This window comes from Aquimarina callyspongiae, assembly GCF_034322225.1.
GTDB lineage: Bacteria > Bacteroidota > Bacteroidia > Flavobacteriales > Flavobacteriaceae > Aquimarina.
Window position 1 is genome coordinate 1,196,018 of sequence record NZ_JAXLPA010000001.1, and the last position, 21,321, is coordinate 1,217,338.

Here is a 21,321-nt window from a genome sequence, read left to right on the forward strand (position 1 = left end):
TTACCCTAGTTAATAATTATTACGTCATAGACCTGATAAAAATGATGTAATACAATGATCTAATTGTTACCTATTCGATATTAAAAATTTAATTATATACTGTTTAGGAGAGCTTATAGACCTTAATTCAAAGCCTCAAAAGATACTGAACAACATTTTTAATCTTCATTTTATAATATCGCTAATGCTTTTTTACAAAAAAGTGAGAATTTTAAAGTACACGAGTTAATTAGGTAAAGAATTATATTTCTAATCTTACTTCTATTTATATTAAAATTCTTTACAATCTAAAATGCGATTATGCTAATAAGGTATGTATGTATTAGTATTTCTTTTTTGTATTCTTTTTGTTGTTACTTCGGTGGAAAAATAATCAGACGCACTCCAACAGGTATAGAAATTAAAGTCACATTAAGGATATCGACTTTTAGAGTTTTTATATCTACAGTTTTAGTTAAAACTTCGATTAGGGTTTAATTTTGGGTAGGCTATGATTAACGACAATAAATAAAGGCTGAATTTTTACTAAATCCAGCCCTTTAAAAATTAACGCTCAACTGCGTATAAATAACGTTTATTTCCGGGATATAAATTGCCTTCATAATTGTTAAGATTTGATGCACAATCTAAAAACAAATTATGTTTCTGTATTGCTGCGGTTCTTAGTTTTTTTCTTATGTTTCTGAAAGTTCTCATGATGATTAGTTTTTTGATTGATGAAATTTTTAATTAAAGTTACCTATAACGTCTTTTAGAGTTCCAGGTATAACCTTTAGTACTGTTTAATTTTTTAGTAATTTGATTGCTGTCTAAAGTTCTCATAGTTTTTATGTTTTAATGATTGATATTTTTATTTAATTCTTAATATTGGTTTATCTGAAACGTCTCTTTGAATTCCACACATAACCTTTTGTGTTGTTTAACTTTTTAGTAATCTGATTGCTGTCTAAAGTTCTCATAATATTGTTTTTAACGGGTTTATATTTTCATTTAATTCTTAATATTGGTTTATCTAAAACGTCTCTTTGAGTTCCATACATAACCTTTTGTACTATTTAATTTTTTAGTGATTTGATTGTTGTCTAAAGTTCTCATAATTTTTATGTTTTAATGATTGGTATTTACTTACTAGACGTCAGAAATCAAATTTCGTTACAGTACTATGTATAAAAAGGTACTATTTTAACAATAATTAACAATTAACAGCATAAATATTCCTGATTTTACCTTAAAAACATCGTAGAAATATCAAAATTACTTTGCTACTCCATTAACACATTTCATCTTTTACTTATAATATTACCTCTTAAATAAGTAGTATCTGACAAAAAAAGATAAAATAATATCGATATACATTGCAAAAAACACTAAACAGCCAATAAATCAAACAGTTAACATAAATAACCCCATCTTTTGCTTAACTTAACTGTACGCAAAAACATTTTTTTAATGTTTTTCAAAAAAAGATGTGACCATTTATGATTCTCTGTGTCTAACCAGAATAGGGGATTATGTATAATGTGATTATAGATTGAAAGAAATAGGGGTAGATAGTAGTTTGGATGATAAGGAGTTGGTTTTTAAGATTGCCAAAAGCAATGATACTCATCTGTATGCTATTTTATATGATAGATATGCAAAAATGGTTTATAACAAATGTCTCAGTTTTGTTAAATCCAAAGAAGAAGCTCAGGACTTGACTCATGATATCTTTGTTTTATTATTTGCCAAACTTAAAACGTTTAAAGGAACTTCGAAGTTCTCGACTTGGCTGTACGCTTTTACGTATAACTTTTGTGTAAACTATGTACAACGAGTACGCAAAAAAAAGAACGACAAAATTATCTTAACCGATACTATACTCAATTATTCAGAAACTGAAGAAACAGAAATTGCAGATAAAGAGATTCTGAACTTAAAATCAGAAAAGCTATCCAAAGCTTTAAAACTAATAAACCCCGAAGATAAAATCATTTTAATGATGAAGTATCAAGATGATTTATCTATTAAAGAAATTAAAACAAACCTAAATCTTGGAGACAGTGCCGTAAAAATGAGATTAAGTCGAGCAAAGTCTCGATTATTAAAAACCTATCATACCCTATACTAATGAAAAACCCATTTAAAAAAATAATTCATAGCGAAGAATTACCTGAATCGGTAAGAAGAAAAGTGCTTGAAGATATTGAAATCGTCAAGTTATCCCTCGATTTAGCTGATTTATTTGCTATCAAATACCCCAATTCTCTCGAAGAAATATTAAAACTGATAGATAAACCAAATAACAACTAATTTCAAAACGTATATGGAAAAATTATTAGATTTTAAATTACCCAAGAATATTTTTGATGAATTGTACTCCGTTTTACCAAATATTCTAGGAGCTATTATATTCTTTTTTCTTAGCTGGTTTATTATTAAAGTAATACTGTTTGTCGTAAAAAAATCATTGGGGTTAACCAAAATAGATTCATTGACCTCTAAAATAGGAGAGAATGGTGTACTATTTAATTCTTCCATTAATATCAAACCTACACAAATCATCACAACATTCATTAAGTGGTTCTTAATTCTTGTATTAGTCATCGTTGGTTCAGATTTGTTTGGACTTACCATTGTATCAAATGAAGCAGGAAGACTTATTGATTATTTACCAAAAATATTTAGTGCAATAGTAATTTTCGGTTTTGGTCTATACCTAGCTTCACTCATTAAAAAATCTGTCTATACCATGCTTAAATCATTTGATTTAAGTGGTTCTAAAATTATTAGTTCAATACTCTTCTTTATCATCTTTGTTATTGTTTCTATTACTGCTCTTAATCAAGTAGGAATAAATACTGATATAATAACTAACAATTTGTCATTAATTCTGGGGGCGTTTTTGGCCGCTTTTACTATAGCATTGGGATTAGGATCCCGAGATATTATATATAGATTGTTATTAGGATTCTATACAAGAAAAAACTTAGAGATTCGACAAAAAATAAAAGTAGATGGTTTTGAAGGAGTTATCATATCTATTGATAATATTTCTATTGTAATAGAAAATAACGAAGGACATAAAACGGTATATCCTATTAAACTCATCGCAAATAAAAAAATCGAAATTATTGAATAATCCTTTTTTCAAATATTCTAATATTTCTAAAACTATTTTGATTATTAACAATCAACAATTCACATTAACATTTCGTTTTCCTTTTAAGCATCTCAGATAATAATTCTAAGCTCTTATTATTTTGCCTACATCAATAATTTTTCAAGAAAAAATCATAAAAAGAGTGACTTTTCACAATCATCTGTGTCATATGTAATAGAGAATGGCCATAATAAGAATTTAGTTTTCAAAATAAATAGAAACACGCATGATTGTATTAATTATAATTCAAGTATTAACCTTAATTGTATTACTAATTTTTATGCTTAATAATTGGTCAGAATATTTAAAAGTAAAAAAACGAATAAGGAAAAGCGAAAAGGAAGAAAGTCAAGTTTAGTTTTTTATATGCATAGAATGCAACCTCCCAAAACCGAATGTCATAATTCTGTTTTACTTGATGGATTTGATTGACGTAAACCAAATTCATCTACCGCAATTAGTTAGTATAAAGGGTGTCATATTGCTGTTTAGCGTTTTATTTATTTTTAATAGGGGAAATAATTAAGATTTATATCAAACAGGAAAGCACCCTTTATTTGTATTACATTCTCTCTTAGTTTTTAACCATATTTATTTTAAGACGTTTCAGAGTTTTTCTTCTACGCTCAATTTATTTAAGAACAACGTCATTTAAAATTACAAAAACTAAGAATCCAGCTCTACAACCTAATTTACTTCACAAAAGCTGATAAATGTCATTTTTTAAAAAAAGCTTCGCACATACTTTTGGGGCATAATAAAAAAGTATGGGTGTCATCTATGTTCTCTTAACCATTAGTATCATCGTAGCTATTATTTTTTTTGTGGCTTTTATTGTTTCTGTTAAAAACGGACAATATGATGACATATATACTCCATCTATTCGTATGCTCTTCGATGATGAATTGGTAAAAGAATCCAAAGAAAAAAACTCTACATCTATAAAAAATAATCAATCATAATATGGAAATGGAACAATTCTACTACGATAATAACATCGTAAAAAAATTCTTGTATGCAACAATGTTTTGGGGAATCATTGGAATGTCCGTTGGATTGCTACTGGCTTTCATGTTTTTATTCCCTAATCTCACAGATGGTATTTCCTGGTTAAGCTTTGGTCGTTTACGCCCTTTACATACCAATGCTGTCATTTTTGCTTTTGTAGGTAATGCCATCTTTGCTGGAGTATACTATTCTACACAAAGGTTACTCAAAACCAGAATGTTTAGTGATACATTGAGTTCAATCAACTTTTGGGCTTGGCAGTTGATTATTGTAGGAGCAGCAATAACATTACCATTAGGATATACTACTTCAAAAGAGTATGCAGAACTAGAATGGCCATTCGATATTGCTATAGCAGTGATTTGGGTGGTATTTGGGTGGAATCTTATCGCAACTATTTTAAAGCGTAGGCAAAGACACTTATACGTTGCAATATGGTTTTATATTGCAACTGTTGTGACCGTAGCCGTACTTCATATATTTAATAGTTTAGAGCTACCTATCAGCGCTCTTAAGAGTTATTCTGTATATGCAGGTGTACAAGATGCTTTGGTACAATGGTGGTATGGTCACAATGCCGTTGCATTTTTTCTAACTACTCCGTTTCTAGGGCTTATGTATTATTTTATCCCTAAGGCAGCTAATAGACCCATATATTCTTATCGATTATCAATTGTACATTTTTGGTCGTTGATCTTTATCTATATCTGGGCAGGACCTCATCACCTACTTTATTCATCATTACCGGATTGGGCACAAAATCTGGGAGTAGCTTTCTCTATCATGCTAATTGCTCCATCCTGGGGAGGTATGATCAACGGTTTATTGACTTTGCGCGGCGCCTGGGATAAAGTTAGAACAGATCCGGTACTCAAATTTATGGTAGTTGCCATAACAGGATATGGTATGGCAACTTTTGAAGGACCCATGCTCTCTTTAAAAAATGTAAATGCCATTGCTCACTTCAGTGATTGGGTAATTGCTCATGTACACGTAGGAGCATTGGCCTGGAATGGGTTTATGACCTTTGGTATGGCATATTGGTTAATTCCCAAATTATTTAAAACAAAACTTTGGTCTAATGGATTAGCTAATGTTCATTTCTGGTTAGGTACATTAGGGATTATAATGTATGCATTACCAATGTATGTAGCAGGGTTTGTACAAGCTTCTATGTGGAAACAGTTTAATCCCGACGGAAGTCTTGTATATGGTAATTTCTTAGAAACGGTAACCGAAATCATACCCATGTATTGGATGAGAGCTATTGGAGGAAGTATTTACATTCTTGGAGTTTTTATCATGCTATATAACATTGTAAAAACGGTAAAGAGCGGAAGTAAAGTAACCGACGAATTAGCAGAAGCAGCTCCTTTAACCAAAGTAACAAGACGTAGAACTACTAAAGAAGGTTATCATACCTGGTTAGAAAGACGACCTGTTAAACTAACCATTTTTGCCACAATAGCAATTTTAATTGGTGGTGCTGTACAGATCGTACCTACATTAATGGTTGATTCTAATATCCCAACAATAAGTAGTGTTAAACCTTATACACCTCTGGAGTTAGAAGGACGTGATCTTTATATCCGCGAGAGTTGTGTTTCCTGTCATTCGCAAATGATTCGCCCGTTTCGTAGCGAGGTAGAACGTTATGGAGAATACTCAAAGGCCGGAGAATATGTATATGATCATCCCTTTTTATGGGGAAGCAAACGAACCGGGCCTGACCTGATGCGAATAGGTGGAAAATACTCAGACAACTGGCACCTTAATCATTTCTATGACCCTCAAAGCACCTCATCTGGATCTATAATGCCTAGCTATAAATGGTTAATTACAAACAAACTGGATCGATCACAAACTGAAACCAAAATGAAAGCTATGCAATCGTTAGGAGTTCCTTACACTCCAGAAGAGATTACCCGTGCTCAAGAATGGATGGAGGAGCAGGCAACACAAATAGAGAAAAATCTTTATAGCGACCCTGATTTTGCCAAAACCTATGAGGCCGATAAAAAGTTTGCCCAAGAAAACGGTGAAGAATTTATAGAAATGCGCCACAGAGAAGTTGTTGCTCTTATTGCATATATACAACGATTAGGAACAGATATTAAAGTAAAAGAAAACGTAGCTCAAACTAAAGAATAATTATTATGCTAAAATTTATTAAAGGTCATATGGAAAGCATAGAAGGGATTGAGATCTACCCTATGATCTCATTACTCATATTTTTCATCTTTTTTACCGCCTTATTCTGGTGGGTATATACAGCCAAAAAAGAACATATTAAAGAAGTTAGCAACATTCCTTTAGAAACCAATAAAGACGACATATTATGAGAACCACTGCATCCTATATACGAGTATTTTCTTTTTTACTAATTGCCTATATATTAATTGAGTTTACTGTAGATACAGGATCAACATCGGCTTTTATAGCAGAGCCTTTAAGTTGGTTGGGATTGGGTATGGTAGCTTTATTCGCGATTATTATAGAAATCAGTTTGGCTGCTCTAAAAAACATATTATTTCTGTCTTTAAAACCAGAGGCTCAAGAACGTTACCTGGTAGCACAAAAAAATAAAAAGGAAAAGCAATTTAGATGGATCAAAAAAACATATCTAAAGTTACTCGACAGTAAACCTGTAGAAGAAGAAGATAAAATAATACTTGATCATAATTATGATGGTATTAAAGAACTGGATAATAATCTTCCTCCCTGGTGGGTATATGGTTTTTATGCTACCATCATTTTTGGAGTAATTTATATGATTCGCTTTCATGTATTTAATGACTATACGCAAACCGAAGAATATGAATCGGAAATAGCAGAGGCATTAATCGCTATTGAAGAATATAAAAGAACAGCCAAAGATTTAGTAGATGTTAACACAGTGACCCTATTAACCGAACCATCAGATATAAGTGCTGGAAAAGCAGTTTTTACCACTAATTGCGTGGCTTGCCATAAAGCTGACGGTGGCGGTGGTATTGGCCCTAATCTAACCGATCAATATTGGATTTTAGGTGGTGGGATTAAAAACGTATTTCGAACAATTTCTGAAGGTGGTCGTGACGGAAAAGGAATGGTCGCCTGGAAACAAACTTTAAAACCTGCAGAAATTGCACAAGTATCGAGTTATGTCATTACACTAGGGGGTACAACTCCTGCCGAACCCAAAGAATCACAAGGAGAGATTTGGGTAGATCCCGATACTATCAAAGAAGAAACATCAAAACAAGAATCACTGGAAGTAGCAAAAGATTCTACTATAGTAGTAAATGAATAACCAAAACTCATTTCTCCTAAATACAAGACACTTAAATAATAGAACAAAATAAAAGCAATTTAAATTGGACGCGCCAGAAAATGAAAAATTCAGAGATTCTATAGCTACCATCAATGAAGAAGGTAAACGAGCCTGGATTTATCCCAAAAAACCTAGTGGTAAATATTATAGATACCGTACCTGGGTAAGCTATGGCCTACTCGTATTTCTATTTGCAGCTCCATTTATAAAAATAAATGGTAACCAATTTTTATTGTTTAATGTTTTAGAACGTCGTTTTAATATTTTTGCAGCTCCTTTCTGGCCTCAGGATTTTCATTTGTTTGTAATTTCTATGATTATTGGAGTAATCTTTGTTACTCTATTTACTGTAGCTTTTGGTCGATTATTTTGTGGCTGGATATGCCCACAAACCATCTTTATGGAAATGGTTTTTAGAAGAATAGAATATTGGATTGAAGGAGATCGAGGAAAACAAATTCGATTAAATAAACAACCTTGGAACGCTGATAAAATTAAAAAGAGAGTTCTCAAATGGTTCATATTTTTTATAATATCCTTCTTGATTGCTAATGTTTTTCTGGCCTACCTCATTAGTAGCGACAATCTTATTCAATACATCTTTATAGATGGTCCTCAAAAACACTTGAGTACACTGGTATCACTATTGATCTTTACTGCAATCTTTTATTTTGTTTTTGCATGGTTTAGGGAACAAGTGTGTATTATCGCTTGTCCATATGGCAGATTACAAGGAGTATTACTTGATTCTAAATCTATTGTTGTAGCATACGATTATAAACGTGGTGAAAAAGAAGCTGGAAGAGCTAAGTTTAAAAAAAATGAAGAGCGTCCTTCAACAGGAAAAGGAGATTGTATTGATTGTTTTCAATGCGTGCATGTATGCCCAACAGGAATCGATATTCGTAATGGCACACAATTAGAATGCGTTAACTGTACCGCTTGTATTGATGCTTGTGATCACATGATGGAAAGCGTTAATCTTCCAAAAGGATTGATACGATATGCAAGCGAGGAAAACATCGCCAAAAAAACAAAATTCAAATTTACAAATAGACTTAAAGGGTATAGTGCTGTATTATTCATTCTAACAGGAGTTCTTTTAGGGATGTCTTTCTTACGAAATGATGTAGAAGCTAATGTATTAAGATTACCAGGGCAATTATATGAAAGAAAAGAGAATAATATTATTAGTAATGTTTATACGTACAAATTAGTAAATAAAACAACTGAAGATATTGAAGATGTATATTTTAAATTATTATCACACAAAGGAACTATTGAATCTGTAACCCATAAAAATTTTACAGTCCCGAAACAGGGATTAGCAGAAGGTACATTATTTATAGAGGTTAATGCAGCTGCATTAAGTGGAGATAAAGACAGGATAAAAATAGGGGTGTATAGTGGTGATACCTTAATAGAAACTACAAAAGCCGCTTTTTTAGGCCCTAGAAGTTATCGATAGTAAAGTGTGATGCTATCAATAATTTTCTCTATTAATGTTAACGTCTAGTAATAAAATTAAAAAATAAAAAGATGAAACTAAACTGGGGGACATCCATTGTAATAACATTTATAGCATTTATAAGTTTTATCATGTATTTCGTAGTTAAGATGAATACTGATAAGAAATACGAACACGATCTTGTTACCGAAGACTATTACAAACAAGAACTCGCTTTTCAAAATAAAATCAATGCTGAAAAAAATGCGAAAGCCCTTGCAACAGATATCTCATTTATAAAAACCGAAGAAGGATTACTCGTTTCCTTTCCTGAAGATAAAGAATCAGTAAAAATTTCTGGGACTATACATCTATACAGGCCTTCAAATAAACAATTAGATTTCAAAACTCCAATCATTCTTAAAAAATCTCAAATATTAATTTCTAATCAAAAACTGATTGAAGGGCGCTGGAAAATTATCATTGATTGGAAGTATAACAACACTCCATATTTGTTTAAGAAATCCTTTACTTATTAAATGTTAATATCTGCATTCATATTAGGCATCCTTGGTAGCTTTCATTGTGTAGGCATGTGTGGTCCTATTGCCTTTATGTTACCATTAGATCGAACTAATGCAACAAAAAAAATCTTTCAGATATTTTTATATCATTTTGGGCGATTATTTGCCTATGCACTAATAGGTTTATTCTTTGGATTGGTTGGTGAAAGCCTTAACATTTTTGGATTGCAGCAAGGATTATCCATAGCAATTGGGTTTTTAATGATCATTATTGCCTTAACTCCTTCTCTAATATTAACAAAGTATACTATTTTCAAACCTTTGTATCGCCTGATTTCACAGGTAAAAAATACCTTGGGCGCTTCATTTAAAAAGAAAACTTCAGACACTTTTTTAACCATTGGTTTTTTAAATGGTTTTCTACCTTGTGGCTTGGTATATATGGCTGTTTTTGGTGCAATTGCTTCAGGTCATCTATTTAAAAGTAGTTTGTATATGATACTTTTTGGCCTGGGAACAATTCCTTTAATGACTACGGCTGTATATATTGGTAACTTCTTAAATATAAAGGCTCGAAAACATATTCAAAAAGTAATTCCTGTCTTTATAATTATAATAGGTTTATTGTTTATAGTACGTGGTCTAGGATTGGGTATACCATATATTTCTCCAAAACATAATACCGAAATTGTATCTGCCAATTTTAATTGTCATTGAACTCATCTTGACTTTTTGTTTTTAACCGAAAATGAATTGAAATTTGATCAGATGAAGCAATTTTTACAGGTCATAGCAGAGCTACGGCCAAAAAAAGTAATGAAATATGGTTAAATTTCAGACATTTTTTAGGAAATAGAAAAAGTCAAAATGAGTTCATTAATAAACAACATAGTATTATTTATTTCTGTTATGGTATTTAATATTCAAACACGATGAAAAATCTTACATTTAATCGGTAAAACAAATATTACTTTTTCGACCAAGATCTTGTACCAATTAAATAAATCATCACAGTAAAAAAGAACAATGGAAAAATATATTAATGCTTTTACGACTTCTTTGATGGATAGCATTGACTGGACCTGGAAATCTATTTTGTTTGAAGTTTCCTGGTATACCAATTATTTTTGGGGTTTAATTGCTATTTCTTTATTAGTATGGGGTTTAGAAATGGTGTTTCCGTGGAGAAAACATCAATCTGTTTTTAGAAAAGATTTCTGGTTAGATGGATTCTATATGTTTTTTAACTTTTTTGTTTTTGCAATTGCCATAAGTGGAGTTTACAAACTGTTAGAAGTATTATTTAAAGACATAGGTATTTCTGCAAAAAGCCTTACGATCATTGACCTTTCTACATTACCTGTATGGGTTCAACTTATTATATTTTTTATTGTTTTAGATTTTGTTCAATGGTTTACTCATATGTTACTTCATAAATATCCTTTTTTATGGAGGTTTCATAAAATACATCATTCTGTTAAAGAAATGGGGTTTGCAGCGCATCTACGTTATCACTGGATGGAGAATCTTTTCTATAAACCTCTAAAAACGATTGGAGTAATGATCTTGGGTGGTTTTGAACCAGAGCAAGCTTTTATTGTACACTTTCTGGCAATTACCATTGGCCATCTTAATCACGCCAATATCAAGATTACTTACGGCCCTTTAAAATATATTCTCAATAATCCTGTAATGCATTTATATCACCATTCTTATACGTTGCCAGAAAATACGTATGGTGTTAATTTTGGAATTAGTTTAAGTTTATGGGATTATATTTTTAATACCCATCATATCCCTGAAGACAGCGGCACTATCAAATTGGGTTTTCCAGGAGATGAAAAGGTTCCTAAACATTTTTTTGGGCAAATTTTTTATGGTTTTAAAAAATCAAATCAAAAAGGGAAATAACATATCTATTTTTTATTACAATCAAATTGTCATAGAAAATAACCTTGTATCGGGTTTGTGTTGTTGTAAACGAAGATCAAATGCCATACAAATATTACGAATAAACGGACGACCTTTTGGGGTTACCAAAATAGCTTCATCAGAAATTATAACTAATCCGTCATTTTCCATTTCTTGTAATCGATTTAACACTGTTTCTAATTCTTCAAAATATAGTGTGTTATGACTCCACCTAGTTTCAAAATGGCACATTAGATTAAGAATATGTTTCCTTATAATTTCATCTTCTTGCGTTAATACATGTCCTCTAAATACTGGTATAATTCTTTCTTTTATTAAATGTTGATATTCTTCAACACCTTTTACGTTTTGAGCAAAGCCATACCAACTATCACTAATAGCAGAAACTCCCAACCCAATCATCATTTGTGTTTTGGAAGCAGTATACCCCATAAAATTGCGATGTAGCTTATTATTTTCTACTGATTGGTATAAAGAATCACTCTGTAAAGCAAAATGATCCATCCCTATCTCGATATATCCTGCTTCTGATAATAATTCTTTTCCTATCTCGTATTGTTTTCTTTTTTGTTTTCCTGTTGGCAAATCAGATTCTTTAAAACCTCGCTGGCCATTTCCTTTTTGCCAGGGAACGTGAGCATATCCATAAAATGCTAATCTATCAGGTAATAATTCTTTTGTTTTACTAATAGTTGTTCTAACAGCTTCTTCGGTCTGAAAAGGTAATCCAAAAATAATATCGTGTCCTATCGAGGTATATCCTATCTCTCTGGCCACTTCGGTCACGTATTTTACTTTTTCAAAAGGTTGTACTCGATGTATTGCTTTTTGTACCGTTTCATTATAGTCCTGAACTCCAAAACTCACTCTTCTAAAACCTACATCATACAGTGTTTGTAAATGTTCTCGGGTAGTATTATTAGGATGTCCCTCAAAACTAAACTCATAATCTTCAGCTAATTCTGCATATTTAGTAATTCCTTTAATTAAGTATTGTAAATTTTTAAATGAGAAAAAGGTAGGCGTACCTCCTCCGAGATGTAATTCTTTTATTTTAGGCTTTGTAGTAAAAAGTTTACGATACATATCCCACTCTTCTAAAACAGAGTCAAGGTATGGCATCTCAAGATCATGTCTTTTGGTAATACGTTTGTGACATCCGCAGAAGGTACACATACTCTCACAAAAAGGCAGATGAATATAAAGGCTTATCCCTTCTTTTTTATTACTCTCTACAATAGATCTTTGTACAGATTTTGTCCATTTTTTTAATGAAAATGTGGCATTGTCCCAAAAAGGAACTGTAGGATAACTAGTATATCGAGGTCCCGGAATGTTATATTTATCAATTAAACTTTTTTCCATTTAATTATACTTTTAAAATTTAATTCTTTTATCTGTTTTTTAAAATCTAATGCTATCGCATTTCCTTGTTATTCATGTAATACCAAAAAGGGGATACTAATGTGATAACTTATTTTTTCTACTGTTGGATGAAATAAAATTCTTTGGAAAAAATTGAGATTTTTAGCTACCATAGTAATCATATCAATGTCTCTGCTTTCTACAAAACATTGTACTGCAGCTTCAAGATCAGGATTTGATAAAAAATGAAAACTGTGTTCTAAATTATCAAGTTCATCATCAAGAAACTCTTTGTTTTTTATTTGTAGTTCTGTAAGATCACGCTCTTTTTTTGATACATGGAGAATTCTTAAAGATGCATTTGTCAAGGTTATAACCTCATTGATTGTATTTAATATTTTTCTTTTATAATATAAATTATAATCAGTCGGAAAAGCTATTTCTTTTGGAAGTGTATAGCTCGCTTTTTCTGGAACAACCAGGACAGGGCACTTTACTTTAGTTATAACATCACCTGTATTACTACCAACCATTTTTTCTTTCAACCCTGATGCTCCTTTTGTACCCATAACAATATAATCGATACTCTTCTCTTTAACTTGTTTTCTCACAGCATCAACAAAAAAAAGAGATTCATAAATCGGAAAAAAATGGTGCTTTGTATTCAGTGTTAATCGTTCGATTCTTTTCAGAAATGAACTCATTTGTTCTCTTTGGTTATGGGTTACAGGTGTGATCACCATTAGTTTGGGATCATATAGAGAAACTCCAGCACCTGTTATCTCTTCATTAGAAGAAACATGCAATATATAGACATTACAATTTACTTTCTTAAAAAAAGAAAGTGCGTAGACAATGGCATTCCAAGAGTTTTCAGAAAAATCAGTTGGTATTAGAATATTTTTCTTCATAAATACATCATAACACAACAAATGTATTAGTCTGCATCTATGAAAAGTATGATAAAAATCAGTTTCAGAATTTTATCCTACTAATTTGAGTCCTTGTAAGTTCAAAATTTTAATAGTACGTCCTTCAATTTCTATAAGACCATCTTTTTTAAAACTAGATAATGTTCTAATTAAACTTTCTGTCGCGATACCTGCTACACTAGCCAGGTCATTTCTAGAAATCTTAATGCTTTCTTCGGGCTTTTTATTCATTACTTGCGCAAACTGAAGTATTGTTTGTGCAGTTTTTTTTCTGACCGAGCTATAAGCCATTTGTAATAATTGTTCTTTAATATCAGACAAATTACTAGTCAATACCTCCATCAATTCCAGAGAAATATTCTTACTTTTTTCTAGTATATCTTTGAGGTCATTTTTTGATATTCCTGCCAATTCTAAATCTTCAACTGCGGTAGCTGATTCCTGATAAGGTTCATTATCCACAAAGGAGGTAAATCCAAGAAAATCTTCTTTTTTATATAAAGTTGTTATTAATTCTTTACCATTTTCATCCATCTTATGAGATTTAATTACTCCCTTTAAAATGAGGTATACTTTATTAGAGTGTTCTCCTTCTGTATAAACGGATTCGCCTTTTTTATATGTAGAAATTTCTCCATAATCATTAAAGAAATTTTTAAGTTCTTGAAGATTCCTAAAACCGTCATCATTTTGAGTGTTTTCAATGATTTCATGGCGTTCTTCAAGAATTTTTGCAATAATCTGTGCTTTGGCCAATCGACTTTCTATAGCACTTAACAACTCATCTTCTTCAAAGGGTTTGGTTAGATAATCATCTGCACCAAGATTCATCCCTTTTCTAATTTCTTTATGCTCAGTCTTTGCGGATAAAAATATAAAAGGGATTTGATTGGTAGTAGCATCTTGAGATAATGTTTCCAGAACACCATAACCGTCTACTTCTGGCATCATAATATCACAAACAATGATATCTGGTTTTTCTTCTTTTGCTTTTACAATACCTACTTTCCCATTGGGAGATGTAATAACATTATAATCGGATAGCTCTAATAATTCTGCCGTATTCTCTCTAAGTGCAGCATCATCTTCAATCAACAGGACAGTTTTCATCATAATTTTTGTTTGGTTAGTGCAGGTACTTTAACAATAAAAGAAGAGCCTTTGTTTTCTGTACTTGTAAAAGTAATCGACCCTTTTAAGTTTTCCAAATGACTTTTTACAATATTGAGTCCGATTCCCGTACCTTGATCCAATAGGGCATTTTCTGCTCTGAAATAACGTTTAAAAATAAATTCTTGTTCTTTTTGAGGAATCCCAATTCCTTGATCGATAATTTTAAAAATTAATAAATCATTTTCAACACTAACCTGGATATCAATAACTGTATTTTCACCAGAATATTTAATAGCATTGTTGATTAAATTTGATAGCACTAATTCTAGAATTTTCTCATCAAATTCTAACATATAATCATCAATATTATTGGGATAATTAATTCTTTGTCCATCTTTAAGCAACATATTGGCGCCGTATACTACTTCATTAATAACTTTACTTAATGGAAATGTGGAGAATTTATACGTAACCTTTCCAGTTTCAATACGTTCTATAGATAAAAAATCATTTAAAATGTTATCTAGATATTTCACCTTGTTTTTAATGGTGTGTAAGTGTTTGTCTCTCTTTTCCTGCTGTTCTTCTTTGGTATATTTCCCGGCTAGAGTTGCAGATGTAAGTATCCCGCTAAGCGGTGTTTTAAATTCATGAGAAACTAATGAAAGGAATTTTGTTTTTAACTCATTGAGTTGTTGTTCTTTTTTTAATGATTCCTTTATTACCGCTTCTGCCTCTTTACGCAATTTTACTTCTTCCTTAAGTTCTTCTATAGTATGATGTAACTCCTCTGTTCTTTTTGCTATCTTTTTTTCTAATTGCGCATTTAATTCTTTTATTTGTTTCTCTCTTTCTTTTCGTTCGGTAATATCAATAACCAATGCCATTATATAATTACTACCATATATAGAAAATGGATTAAGTCCAACATCAATAGGAAACTCTTTATCGTCTTTTCTTACACCATAAAGCTCTCTTCCTTCACCCATTTTTCTTTTTTCTGAGTGTTTAGAGAAATTTTTAAAATGACCTTTATGATTATGATGATATTTTTGAGGTATTAAAAGATCGAGTTGTTTTCCAATCAATTCATCTGTATTATACCCAAAAATTTCATTAGCAGAACCATTAGTCGCTACAATAACCTGATCTTCATTAATCACTAGTATACCTTCAGAAACTGCTTCTGTAAGCAGGTTAAATATATTATTGTCTTTTGCAAAAACCTTCATATGTCAAATGTAATGATTTTGAATAGTAGCAAGACCTGATGAATATCATAAAAAAAGTCTTAATCCTGGATTATTTTAGCTTTTATAAACAAAACGTTATTAGGTTATGAATACAACGCAAAATACAAGTGTTACTTTTTATCAAAATCTAGGAAAGTTATTCTATGCCATAGCAGCAGCTGATAAATTTGTTCACAAATCAGAACTTGCATCCTTACAAAAAGTAGTAAAATCAGAATGGTTACCAATTGATTCTACTGAAGACGAATTTGGAGTGGATCTCGCTTTTCAAATAGAGACAGTTTTTGATTGGATGGATAATGAAGAAATAAGTGCCGACCTGTGTTTTCAACAATTTGAGGTATATTTTAAAGAACATACATCATTGTTTACGAATAAGATAAAGCAATTAATCTGGACTACATCAAATAACATAGCAGGAGCTTTTTCTGGCAAAAATAAATCCGAACTTATGATGCTAGGTCGTTTAAAATTATTGCTTGAATCATAGTATCGCTCTAAACCTGATTAATATCATATTTTAGAACATTTTGCATTTATACTTTTATCTCAAATTAAAAACATAATGATATGACACTATATGCAAAAATGAATGCTGATTTTTCCAAAAATTACATCGGATACTCTGCTTTAGCAATAATTGCTTCTACTTGTTTAGGTTCTGTAGCAATTATGGCCACTCTGCTAAATGGTAATGGAGCCTCGCAAATGTTTCTAGTTTTTCTGAGTGTAGTAGTATGTAGTGCCCATAATGCTGCCATCTTAACAGTGCAGAAACCCAAATTAGTATTAGATCTCTTAATTGCAAGTATCATTACTAATGCATTTATCATTATCGGTAACGGCTTTTTCTGATCATACATACTCTTTTATGTAAAAGGTGGATTTCGATTAAAATCCACCTTTTTTTGTTGATTAGATTAACTGATTTATATCATATTTTTTAACGTTTTCTTGGATTATTTTTATTTAAAATTAAATCCATCAATATGAAAATCAAGGCATTCTTTCTCGTTTTCTTAGGTATGATTGCCTGTAAAAATGAAAGACTTCAGGAAGGAAATTTTAATATCGTTCAAAAAGAAACAAATGACAAAATCAATCAAGAGATAAAAGATACTCTGTCAATTTTTAGTGAAGAAAACCTTGAACTCGATCAGGAAAAAACTAAATCAAATAAAAGAAAACGATTGATTGAAGCTGAAGATGATATAATTGAATTACAAGAGTTAGTTACCACAAAAACATTCTATAAAGAAGAAGAGCAATATATACTTAATTATAGATATCCATATTTTAGTGAGAAAAAAAATAGTTCATATTCTATCTTTAATGATTACATCAAAGACAACTACCTTAACATTGAAAAAACAGAAAATCAAATACTTGAGGATAAAGAACTGATTTGTGATACTTTAAAAAGTAAAGAATATAGAGACAAAAGAAGTATTGATTATAAAATTTACACAATAAAAAATCACTTTATTAGTGTATTATTCTATACAGAAAATCATTATTCTAAAACACAGCAAACCTCTTATACGTTTGACTGTTTGAATTTTAATCTAAAAAACCATAGATTTATTTCTTATAATGATTTCTTTGAAAATGATTCTGAAAAGGAACTTCTAGCAATTATTAATCGTATTATAAACAATGCTATTAATTCTGGAGAATTGTATTATGACTGTTGGGAGTTATCAACGCATGATTTCAAAGTATATAAAAGCAATTTTGTAATATATGATAATACTATTGAGTTTTATTTTGATGATTGTATTATTTGCCCATCATACACAGGTACATATTCTGTTGAAGTCCCAATTAAAGATATTAAACACATTATTAGAGGATCTACCTATCTTCTTTAAGGTTAATTGTAAACGTAATTTATGAAAAACAATTACTATTTTTTAGCAATATACCTATTATTGATACTTGTAGCATTTTTATTACCCTCTTTTACTATTTCTGGGTATTCAATAACAGAACATACGTTAAGTCAATTAGGTGCACAGCAAACACATAACAATTGGGTTATGAACCTGATTTTTATAATGCTTAGTTGTATTACTATAGTTATTGGGTGTAAAATTTTAAATGGATTTTATCTGCAATTACTATTATTATTATTGTTTTCTATTTCTCTATTTATGAGTGCAATATGTTTGGATACACCGATTGATCAAAATCTTAATTATGATGATTTTCATAGTGAACTGCATTCAATTTTTTCAATTGCTACCAAAATCTCGCTAATCGTTTATTGTATATCAGTAAGTTTTATTGTAAAAAGACGAATACATATAATAATAACTATTCTTATGAGTAGTATCATTTTAATGTTAACCTATCTAATGTTTACTAACCCTGAGAAAAAAGGAATTTATGACAGAGCTATTTTTATCTCTGCTTTTGGATGGTTATTCTATTCTTTTAAGTTCTATACATTTATAAAACCTAGAAAAAGTATTTTAAAATTATAATAAAACAAATGAAAGATCGCTTTAGTAATATTATCAATTCTGAATCACCTGTATTAGTAGATTTTTTTGCAGAATGGTGTGGCCCTTGCAAAACATTAGCTCCAATTTTAAAACAAGTTAAGGACGATGTTGGAGAAGGAATTAAAATTGTAAAGATTGATGTCGATAAAAATCAATCTTTAGCTACAAAATATAATGTTCGTGGAGTACCTACTATGATTTTGTTTAAAGAAGGTAAACAGCTTTGGCGACAATCAGGAGTACTTCAAAAACATGATATTATTAATATCATTAATTCTCATAAATAATAGATGGAACTCAACAGATATATAGATCATACTTTGTTAAAAGCGACTGCTGCAGAAAAAGATATTGAAAAACTCTGTATTGAAGCCAAACGACATCATTTCTATGCTATCTGTATAAACTCTTCCTATATTCCTCTAGCTAAAAGTGAGTTATCTTATACAGATATTACGATTGCTTCAGTAATTGGGTTTCCTCTGGGAGCTTCTACCCAAGCTACAAAAGAATTCGAAGCACAACAATGCATCGATCAAGGAGCTGATGAGATTGATATGGTACTCAATATTGGTTGGCTGAAATCCGGGAATTATAAAAAAGTAGAGAATGAGATTAAATCTATTAAAAGGATACTGGGAGCCAATATATTAAAAGTAATTTTTGAAAATTGTTATCTCACCGATCAGGAAAAGAAAATAGCTTGCAAATTATCTGTCAATGCAGGAGCAGATTTCATAAAGACTTCTACTGGATTTGGTACTGGAGGTGCTACTCTTGAAGATATAAAACTGATGAAAGATGAAGTCAATAATCAAGTCAAAATAAAAGCTTCAGGAGGGATTAGAGATATAGAAACTGCTACAAAATATATTGATTTAGGGGTTTCAAGAATAGGAACTTCATCAGGAGTACATATTGTAACTTCGATATAGGAGTTGCAGAAATAACTGAGAATCGTATCGGTAATTTATAACCTCTTCCAGGATTTAAAACTCTGAAAGAGGTTTTTTACATCTAATTTATATTTTAAAGGTTATTACAGGTCTATTGGCATGATTAGCAATATCTTCTCCAATGCTTCCACTAAAGAAATGGGCTAATCCGCGACGACCATGTGTTGGTATTGCAATTAAATCTGCATTTACTTTTTCGCAGTAATTAAAAACTCCGCTTTCTACAGTATAATCATTATAATACACTACTTTATCCAGCATATCCAGGCTTCCAGAATCTGCTTTAAACAGAAAATCTGAAACTCTTTCTTCTATTTGCTTAGAGTTTCTAAATTTTTCTCCTGGTAAATTTATATATAGTAAATGTACGTTTGCCCCTAAAGATTTGAATAAACGTGTTGCTTTATGATACGAATCGATATTTTCTATCTTAAAATCACATGCAAATACTACTTCTTTAATAGTCAGATCTTCAATTTCATTTTTAATAACCAAAACCGGAATATCAGAGGTACGAACTACTTTTTCTGTATTAGAACCGACAAATACCTCGCTCAATCCACTACTTCCATGAGATCCCATTACAATAAGATCTATATCGTTATTAAGAGCAATATCATTGATTTCGCTAAAAATCTTATAGTTATGTACAATTTCAGAAACCTTAATTCCTTTCAGAAATTCTTTATCCAAAAAAGTCTCAAATCTCTTTTCGGCAAGTTTCAAGTAATACAAAGCTTCTGTTGCTTCCTGATCTTCATTTTTGGTTAATATCGCCTCAGAAAGTCCTAGCATGTGTAACAGCAAAATTTCTGCGTTTTGTTGTTTGGCTATAGAAGCTGCTGCTTGCAATGCATATTCTGAATACTGAGAAAAATCGGTAGGTACAAGAATTCTTTTCATCTACTTATTTTTTTTAGATTATTTATATTCATTCGTTTATGAACCTTTTTACACGATCAAAATTAGAGGATATCAATACGAATTAATATGATATTTATCATATCTAAAAAAGCTTAAGATCTACCTGTTTTTCAATTCATAAACTTCATCATTCATGGATGAAATATATTATTCCTTATTGCGTAAATAACCATTCCTGTCCTATTCTTTAGATTTAATTTTTCGAATATAGCATCTCTATATCCTTCAATAGTTTTTGGACTTACACACATATCTCTCGCTATTTCTTTATATGTTTTTTCGGTACAAGCATGTATAACAAACTCTATCTCACGATCTTTGAGCTCTACTTCCTTTTTCTTTCTGGGATGCAACGATTCTATTAATAGATTCGTTATATCTCTTGTATGAAAAAAACCAGTCTCCTGCACTTCTGTAAGCGCTCTCTCCAGAATACATTTTTCTGTATATTTTGGTAAAAACCCTTTGGCACCAGCATGTAGCATTTTAAGAATTACTTTTTTGTTTTCAATTCTTGAAATAGCTAAAACATTAATTTTTGGATACTGTTCTCTTAATTTTGTGGTGGTTTCTATTCCTTTAATTACCGATAGATCAATGTCCATTAGTACAATATCAGGTACTCTTTTTGTTCTTTTAAGGTTAATAAATAGTTCTTTCCCGTTTTTACAGGAATAAAGAACTTTAAATCTAGGAAACTTATTTACCAATCCTTCTAGTGCTTGAGAAAACAGAATATGGTCTTCTACAATGACTACTGAATATTTCATATTTTTTATTTTGTGTGAACTGTATCATTCGCTAGGGGTAGCACACCTAATGAATATGAATCTTGGATAATAAACTGATACTACCCCACTTTATCGAAGTAGCAGTGTGTGTATTCTATAAATTTCTTTCTGAAA

General features: G+C 30.8%; 24 protein-coding genes. 17 read left to right on the top strand and 7 right to left on the bottom strand.

Translation table 11 applies throughout. The annotated features are described in order from the left end of the window. Positions 1 to 546 precede the first annotated feature (546 nt). A complete protein-coding gene (locus tag U0D62_RS04920) occupies positions 547 to 696 on the bottom strand; it encodes a hypothetical protein (RefSeq protein WP_322194220.1) in 150 nt (49 codons plus the stop codon). An 835-nt stretch (positions 697 to 1,531) separates the two neighbouring features. Between U0D62_RS04920 and U0D62_RS04925 the strand changes: the two genes are divergently transcribed. The 11 genes from U0D62_RS04925 to U0D62_RS04975 all read left to right on the top strand — a co-directional run bounded on the left by U0D62_RS04925 (position 1,532) and on the right by U0D62_RS04975 (position 11,345). After that, entirely contained in the window at positions 1,532 to 2,110 is a 579-nt protein-coding gene (locus U0D62_RS04925; protein ID WP_322194222.1) for an RNA polymerase sigma factor, read from the top strand. Then, positions 2,110 to 2,292, top strand: coding sequence for a hypothetical protein (locus tag U0D62_RS04930; protein ID WP_322194223.1), 183 nt, complete (start codon positions 2,110 to 2,112; stop codon positions 2,290 to 2,292). Before U0D62_RS04925 ends, U0D62_RS04930 begins: the two co-directional genes overlap by 1 nt. 13 nt (positions 2,293 to 2,305) lie before the next feature. Continuing rightward, positions 2,306 to 3,121, top strand: coding sequence for a mechanosensitive ion channel family protein (locus U0D62_RS04935; RefSeq protein ID WP_322194225.1), 816 nt, complete (start codon positions 2,306 to 2,308; stop codon positions 3,119 to 3,121). A 788-nt stretch (positions 3,122 to 3,909) separates the two neighbouring features. Continuing rightward, positions 3,910 to 4,104 carry a cbb3-type cytochrome oxidase assembly protein CcoS gene (gene ccoS, locus U0D62_RS04940; protein ID WP_322194227.1) on the top strand — a complete coding sequence of 65 codons (195 nt, stop codon included), beginning with the start codon at positions 3,910 to 3,912 and terminating at the stop codon, positions 4,102 to 4,104. 1 nt (position 4,105) lies between these two features. After that, positions 4,106 to 6,301: a cytochrome-c oxidase, cbb3-type subunit I gene (gene ccoN / locus U0D62_RS04945; protein ID WP_322194228.1), complete on the top strand. Its 2,196-nt coding sequence runs from the start codon at positions 4,106 to 4,108 to the stop codon at positions 6,299 to 6,301. A gap of 5 nt (positions 6,302 to 6,306) precedes the next feature. Continuing rightward, positions 6,307 to 6,492, top strand: a complete 186-nt coding sequence (locus tag U0D62_RS04950) for a CcoQ/FixQ family Cbb3-type cytochrome c oxidase assembly chaperone (RefSeq protein WP_322194229.1) — start codon at positions 6,307 to 6,309, stop codon at positions 6,490 to 6,492. Beyond that, the gene (locus tag U0D62_RS04955; protein ID WP_322194231.1) at positions 6,489 to 7,442 is read left to right on the top strand and encodes a cbb3-type cytochrome c oxidase N-terminal domain-containing protein; all 954 of its coding nucleotides are present in this window, start codon (positions 6,489 to 6,491) and stop codon (positions 7,440 to 7,442) included. Before U0D62_RS04950 ends, U0D62_RS04955 begins: the two co-directional genes overlap by 4 nt. Positions 7,443 to 7,506: 64 nt before the next feature. Further along, positions 7,507 to 8,931: a cytochrome c oxidase accessory protein CcoG gene (gene ccoG, locus U0D62_RS04960; RefSeq protein WP_322194232.1), complete on the top strand. Its 1,425-nt coding sequence runs from the start codon at positions 7,507 to 7,509 to the stop codon at positions 8,929 to 8,931. Positions 8,932 to 9,002: 71 nt separating this feature from the next. Continuing rightward, positions 9,003 to 9,449 carry a FixH family protein gene (locus U0D62_RS04965; protein WP_322194234.1) on the top strand — a complete coding sequence of 149 codons (447 nt, stop codon included), beginning with the start codon at positions 9,003 to 9,005 and terminating at the stop codon, positions 9,447 to 9,449. Beyond that, the gene (locus U0D62_RS04970; protein ID WP_322194235.1) at positions 9,450 to 10,151 is read left to right on the top strand and encodes a sulfite exporter TauE/SafE family protein; all 702 of its coding nucleotides are present in this window, start codon (positions 9,450 to 9,452) and stop codon (positions 10,149 to 10,151) included. Positions 10,152 to 10,460: 309 nt separating this feature from the next. Then, entirely contained in the window at positions 10,461 to 11,345 is an 885-nt protein-coding gene (locus U0D62_RS04975; RefSeq protein WP_322194237.1) for a sterol desaturase family protein, read from the top strand. A 21-nt stretch (positions 11,346 to 11,366) separates the two neighbouring features. Here U0D62_RS04975 and hemN read toward each other — a convergent pair whose 3' ends face one another. The 4 genes from hemN to U0D62_RS04995 all read right to left on the bottom strand — a co-directional run bounded on the left by hemN (position 11,367) and on the right by U0D62_RS04995 (position 16,008). Next, a complete protein-coding gene (gene hemN, locus U0D62_RS04980) occupies positions 11,367 to 12,731 on the bottom strand; it encodes an oxygen-independent coproporphyrinogen III oxidase (protein ID WP_322194238.1) in 1,365 nt (454 codons plus the stop codon). A gap of 68 nt (positions 12,732 to 12,799) precedes the next feature. Next, positions 12,800 to 13,642 (bottom strand): universal stress protein, encoded by an 843-nt coding sequence (locus U0D62_RS04985; RefSeq protein ID WP_322194239.1) that lies wholly within the window; start codon positions 13,640 to 13,642, stop codon positions 12,800 to 12,802. Between the two features lie 72 nt (positions 13,643 to 13,714). After that, positions 13,715 to 14,773 carry a response regulator gene (locus U0D62_RS04990; protein ID WP_322194861.1) on the bottom strand — a complete coding sequence of 353 codons (1,059 nt, stop codon included), beginning with the start codon at positions 14,771 to 14,773 and terminating at the stop codon, positions 13,715 to 13,717. Beyond that, complete coding sequence (locus U0D62_RS04995; protein ID WP_322194240.1) at positions 14,773 to 16,008, bottom strand: PAS domain-containing sensor histidine kinase; 1,236 nt, start codon at positions 16,006 to 16,008, stop codon at positions 14,773 to 14,775. Before U0D62_RS04995 ends, U0D62_RS04990 begins: the two co-directional genes overlap by 1 nt. Before the next feature lie 106 nt (positions 16,009 to 16,114). Here U0D62_RS04995 and U0D62_RS05000 point away from each other — a divergent pair, with 106 nt between their 5' ends. The 6 genes from U0D62_RS05000 (at position 16,115) to deoC (ending at position 19,471) form a co-directional block, all read left to right on the top strand. Then, positions 16,115 to 16,519 (top strand): hypothetical protein, encoded by a 405-nt coding sequence (locus tag U0D62_RS05000; protein ID WP_322194241.1) that lies wholly within the window; start codon positions 16,115 to 16,117, stop codon positions 16,517 to 16,519. Between the two features lie 80 nt (positions 16,520 to 16,599). Further along, positions 16,600 to 16,884: a hypothetical protein gene (locus U0D62_RS05005; RefSeq protein ID WP_322194242.1), complete on the top strand. Its 285-nt coding sequence runs from the start codon at positions 16,600 to 16,602 to the stop codon at positions 16,882 to 16,884. A gap of 134 nt (positions 16,885 to 17,018) precedes the next feature. Next, entirely contained in the window at positions 17,019 to 17,900 is an 882-nt protein-coding gene (locus U0D62_RS05010; RefSeq protein WP_322194243.1) for a DUF3298 domain-containing protein, read from the top strand. A gap of 21 nt (positions 17,901 to 17,921) precedes the next feature. Continuing rightward, entirely contained in the window at positions 17,922 to 18,515 is a 594-nt protein-coding gene (locus U0D62_RS05015) for a DUF998 domain-containing protein (protein ID WP_322194244.1), read from the top strand. An 8-nt stretch (positions 18,516 to 18,523) separates the two neighbouring features. After that, positions 18,524 to 18,823 carry a thioredoxin gene (gene trxA / locus U0D62_RS05020; RefSeq protein ID WP_322194245.1) on the top strand — a complete coding sequence of 100 codons (300 nt, stop codon included), beginning with the start codon at positions 18,524 to 18,526 and terminating at the stop codon, positions 18,821 to 18,823. Positions 18,824 to 18,826: 3 nt separating this feature from the next. Beyond that, on the top strand, positions 18,827 to 19,471 hold the full coding sequence (gene deoC, locus U0D62_RS05025) for a deoxyribose-phosphate aldolase (protein ID WP_322194246.1): 645 nt from the start codon (positions 18,827 to 18,829) through the stop codon (positions 19,469 to 19,471). An 87-nt stretch (positions 19,472 to 19,558) separates the two neighbouring features. Here the strand turns inward: deoC and U0D62_RS05030 are convergent, their stop codons facing one another. Together U0D62_RS05030 and U0D62_RS05035 are read right to left on the bottom strand one after the other, a co-directional pair. Further along, the gene (locus U0D62_RS05030) at positions 19,559 to 20,395 is read right to left on the bottom strand and encodes a universal stress protein (protein WP_322194247.1); all 837 of its coding nucleotides are present in this window, start codon (positions 20,393 to 20,395) and stop codon (positions 19,559 to 19,561) included. A 152-nt stretch (positions 20,396 to 20,547) separates the two neighbouring features. Then, positions 20,548 to 21,186, bottom strand: coding sequence for a response regulator transcription factor (locus U0D62_RS05035; protein ID WP_322194248.1), 639 nt, complete (start codon positions 21,184 to 21,186; stop codon positions 20,548 to 20,550). Positions 21,187 to 21,321: the final 135 nt, after the last annotated feature.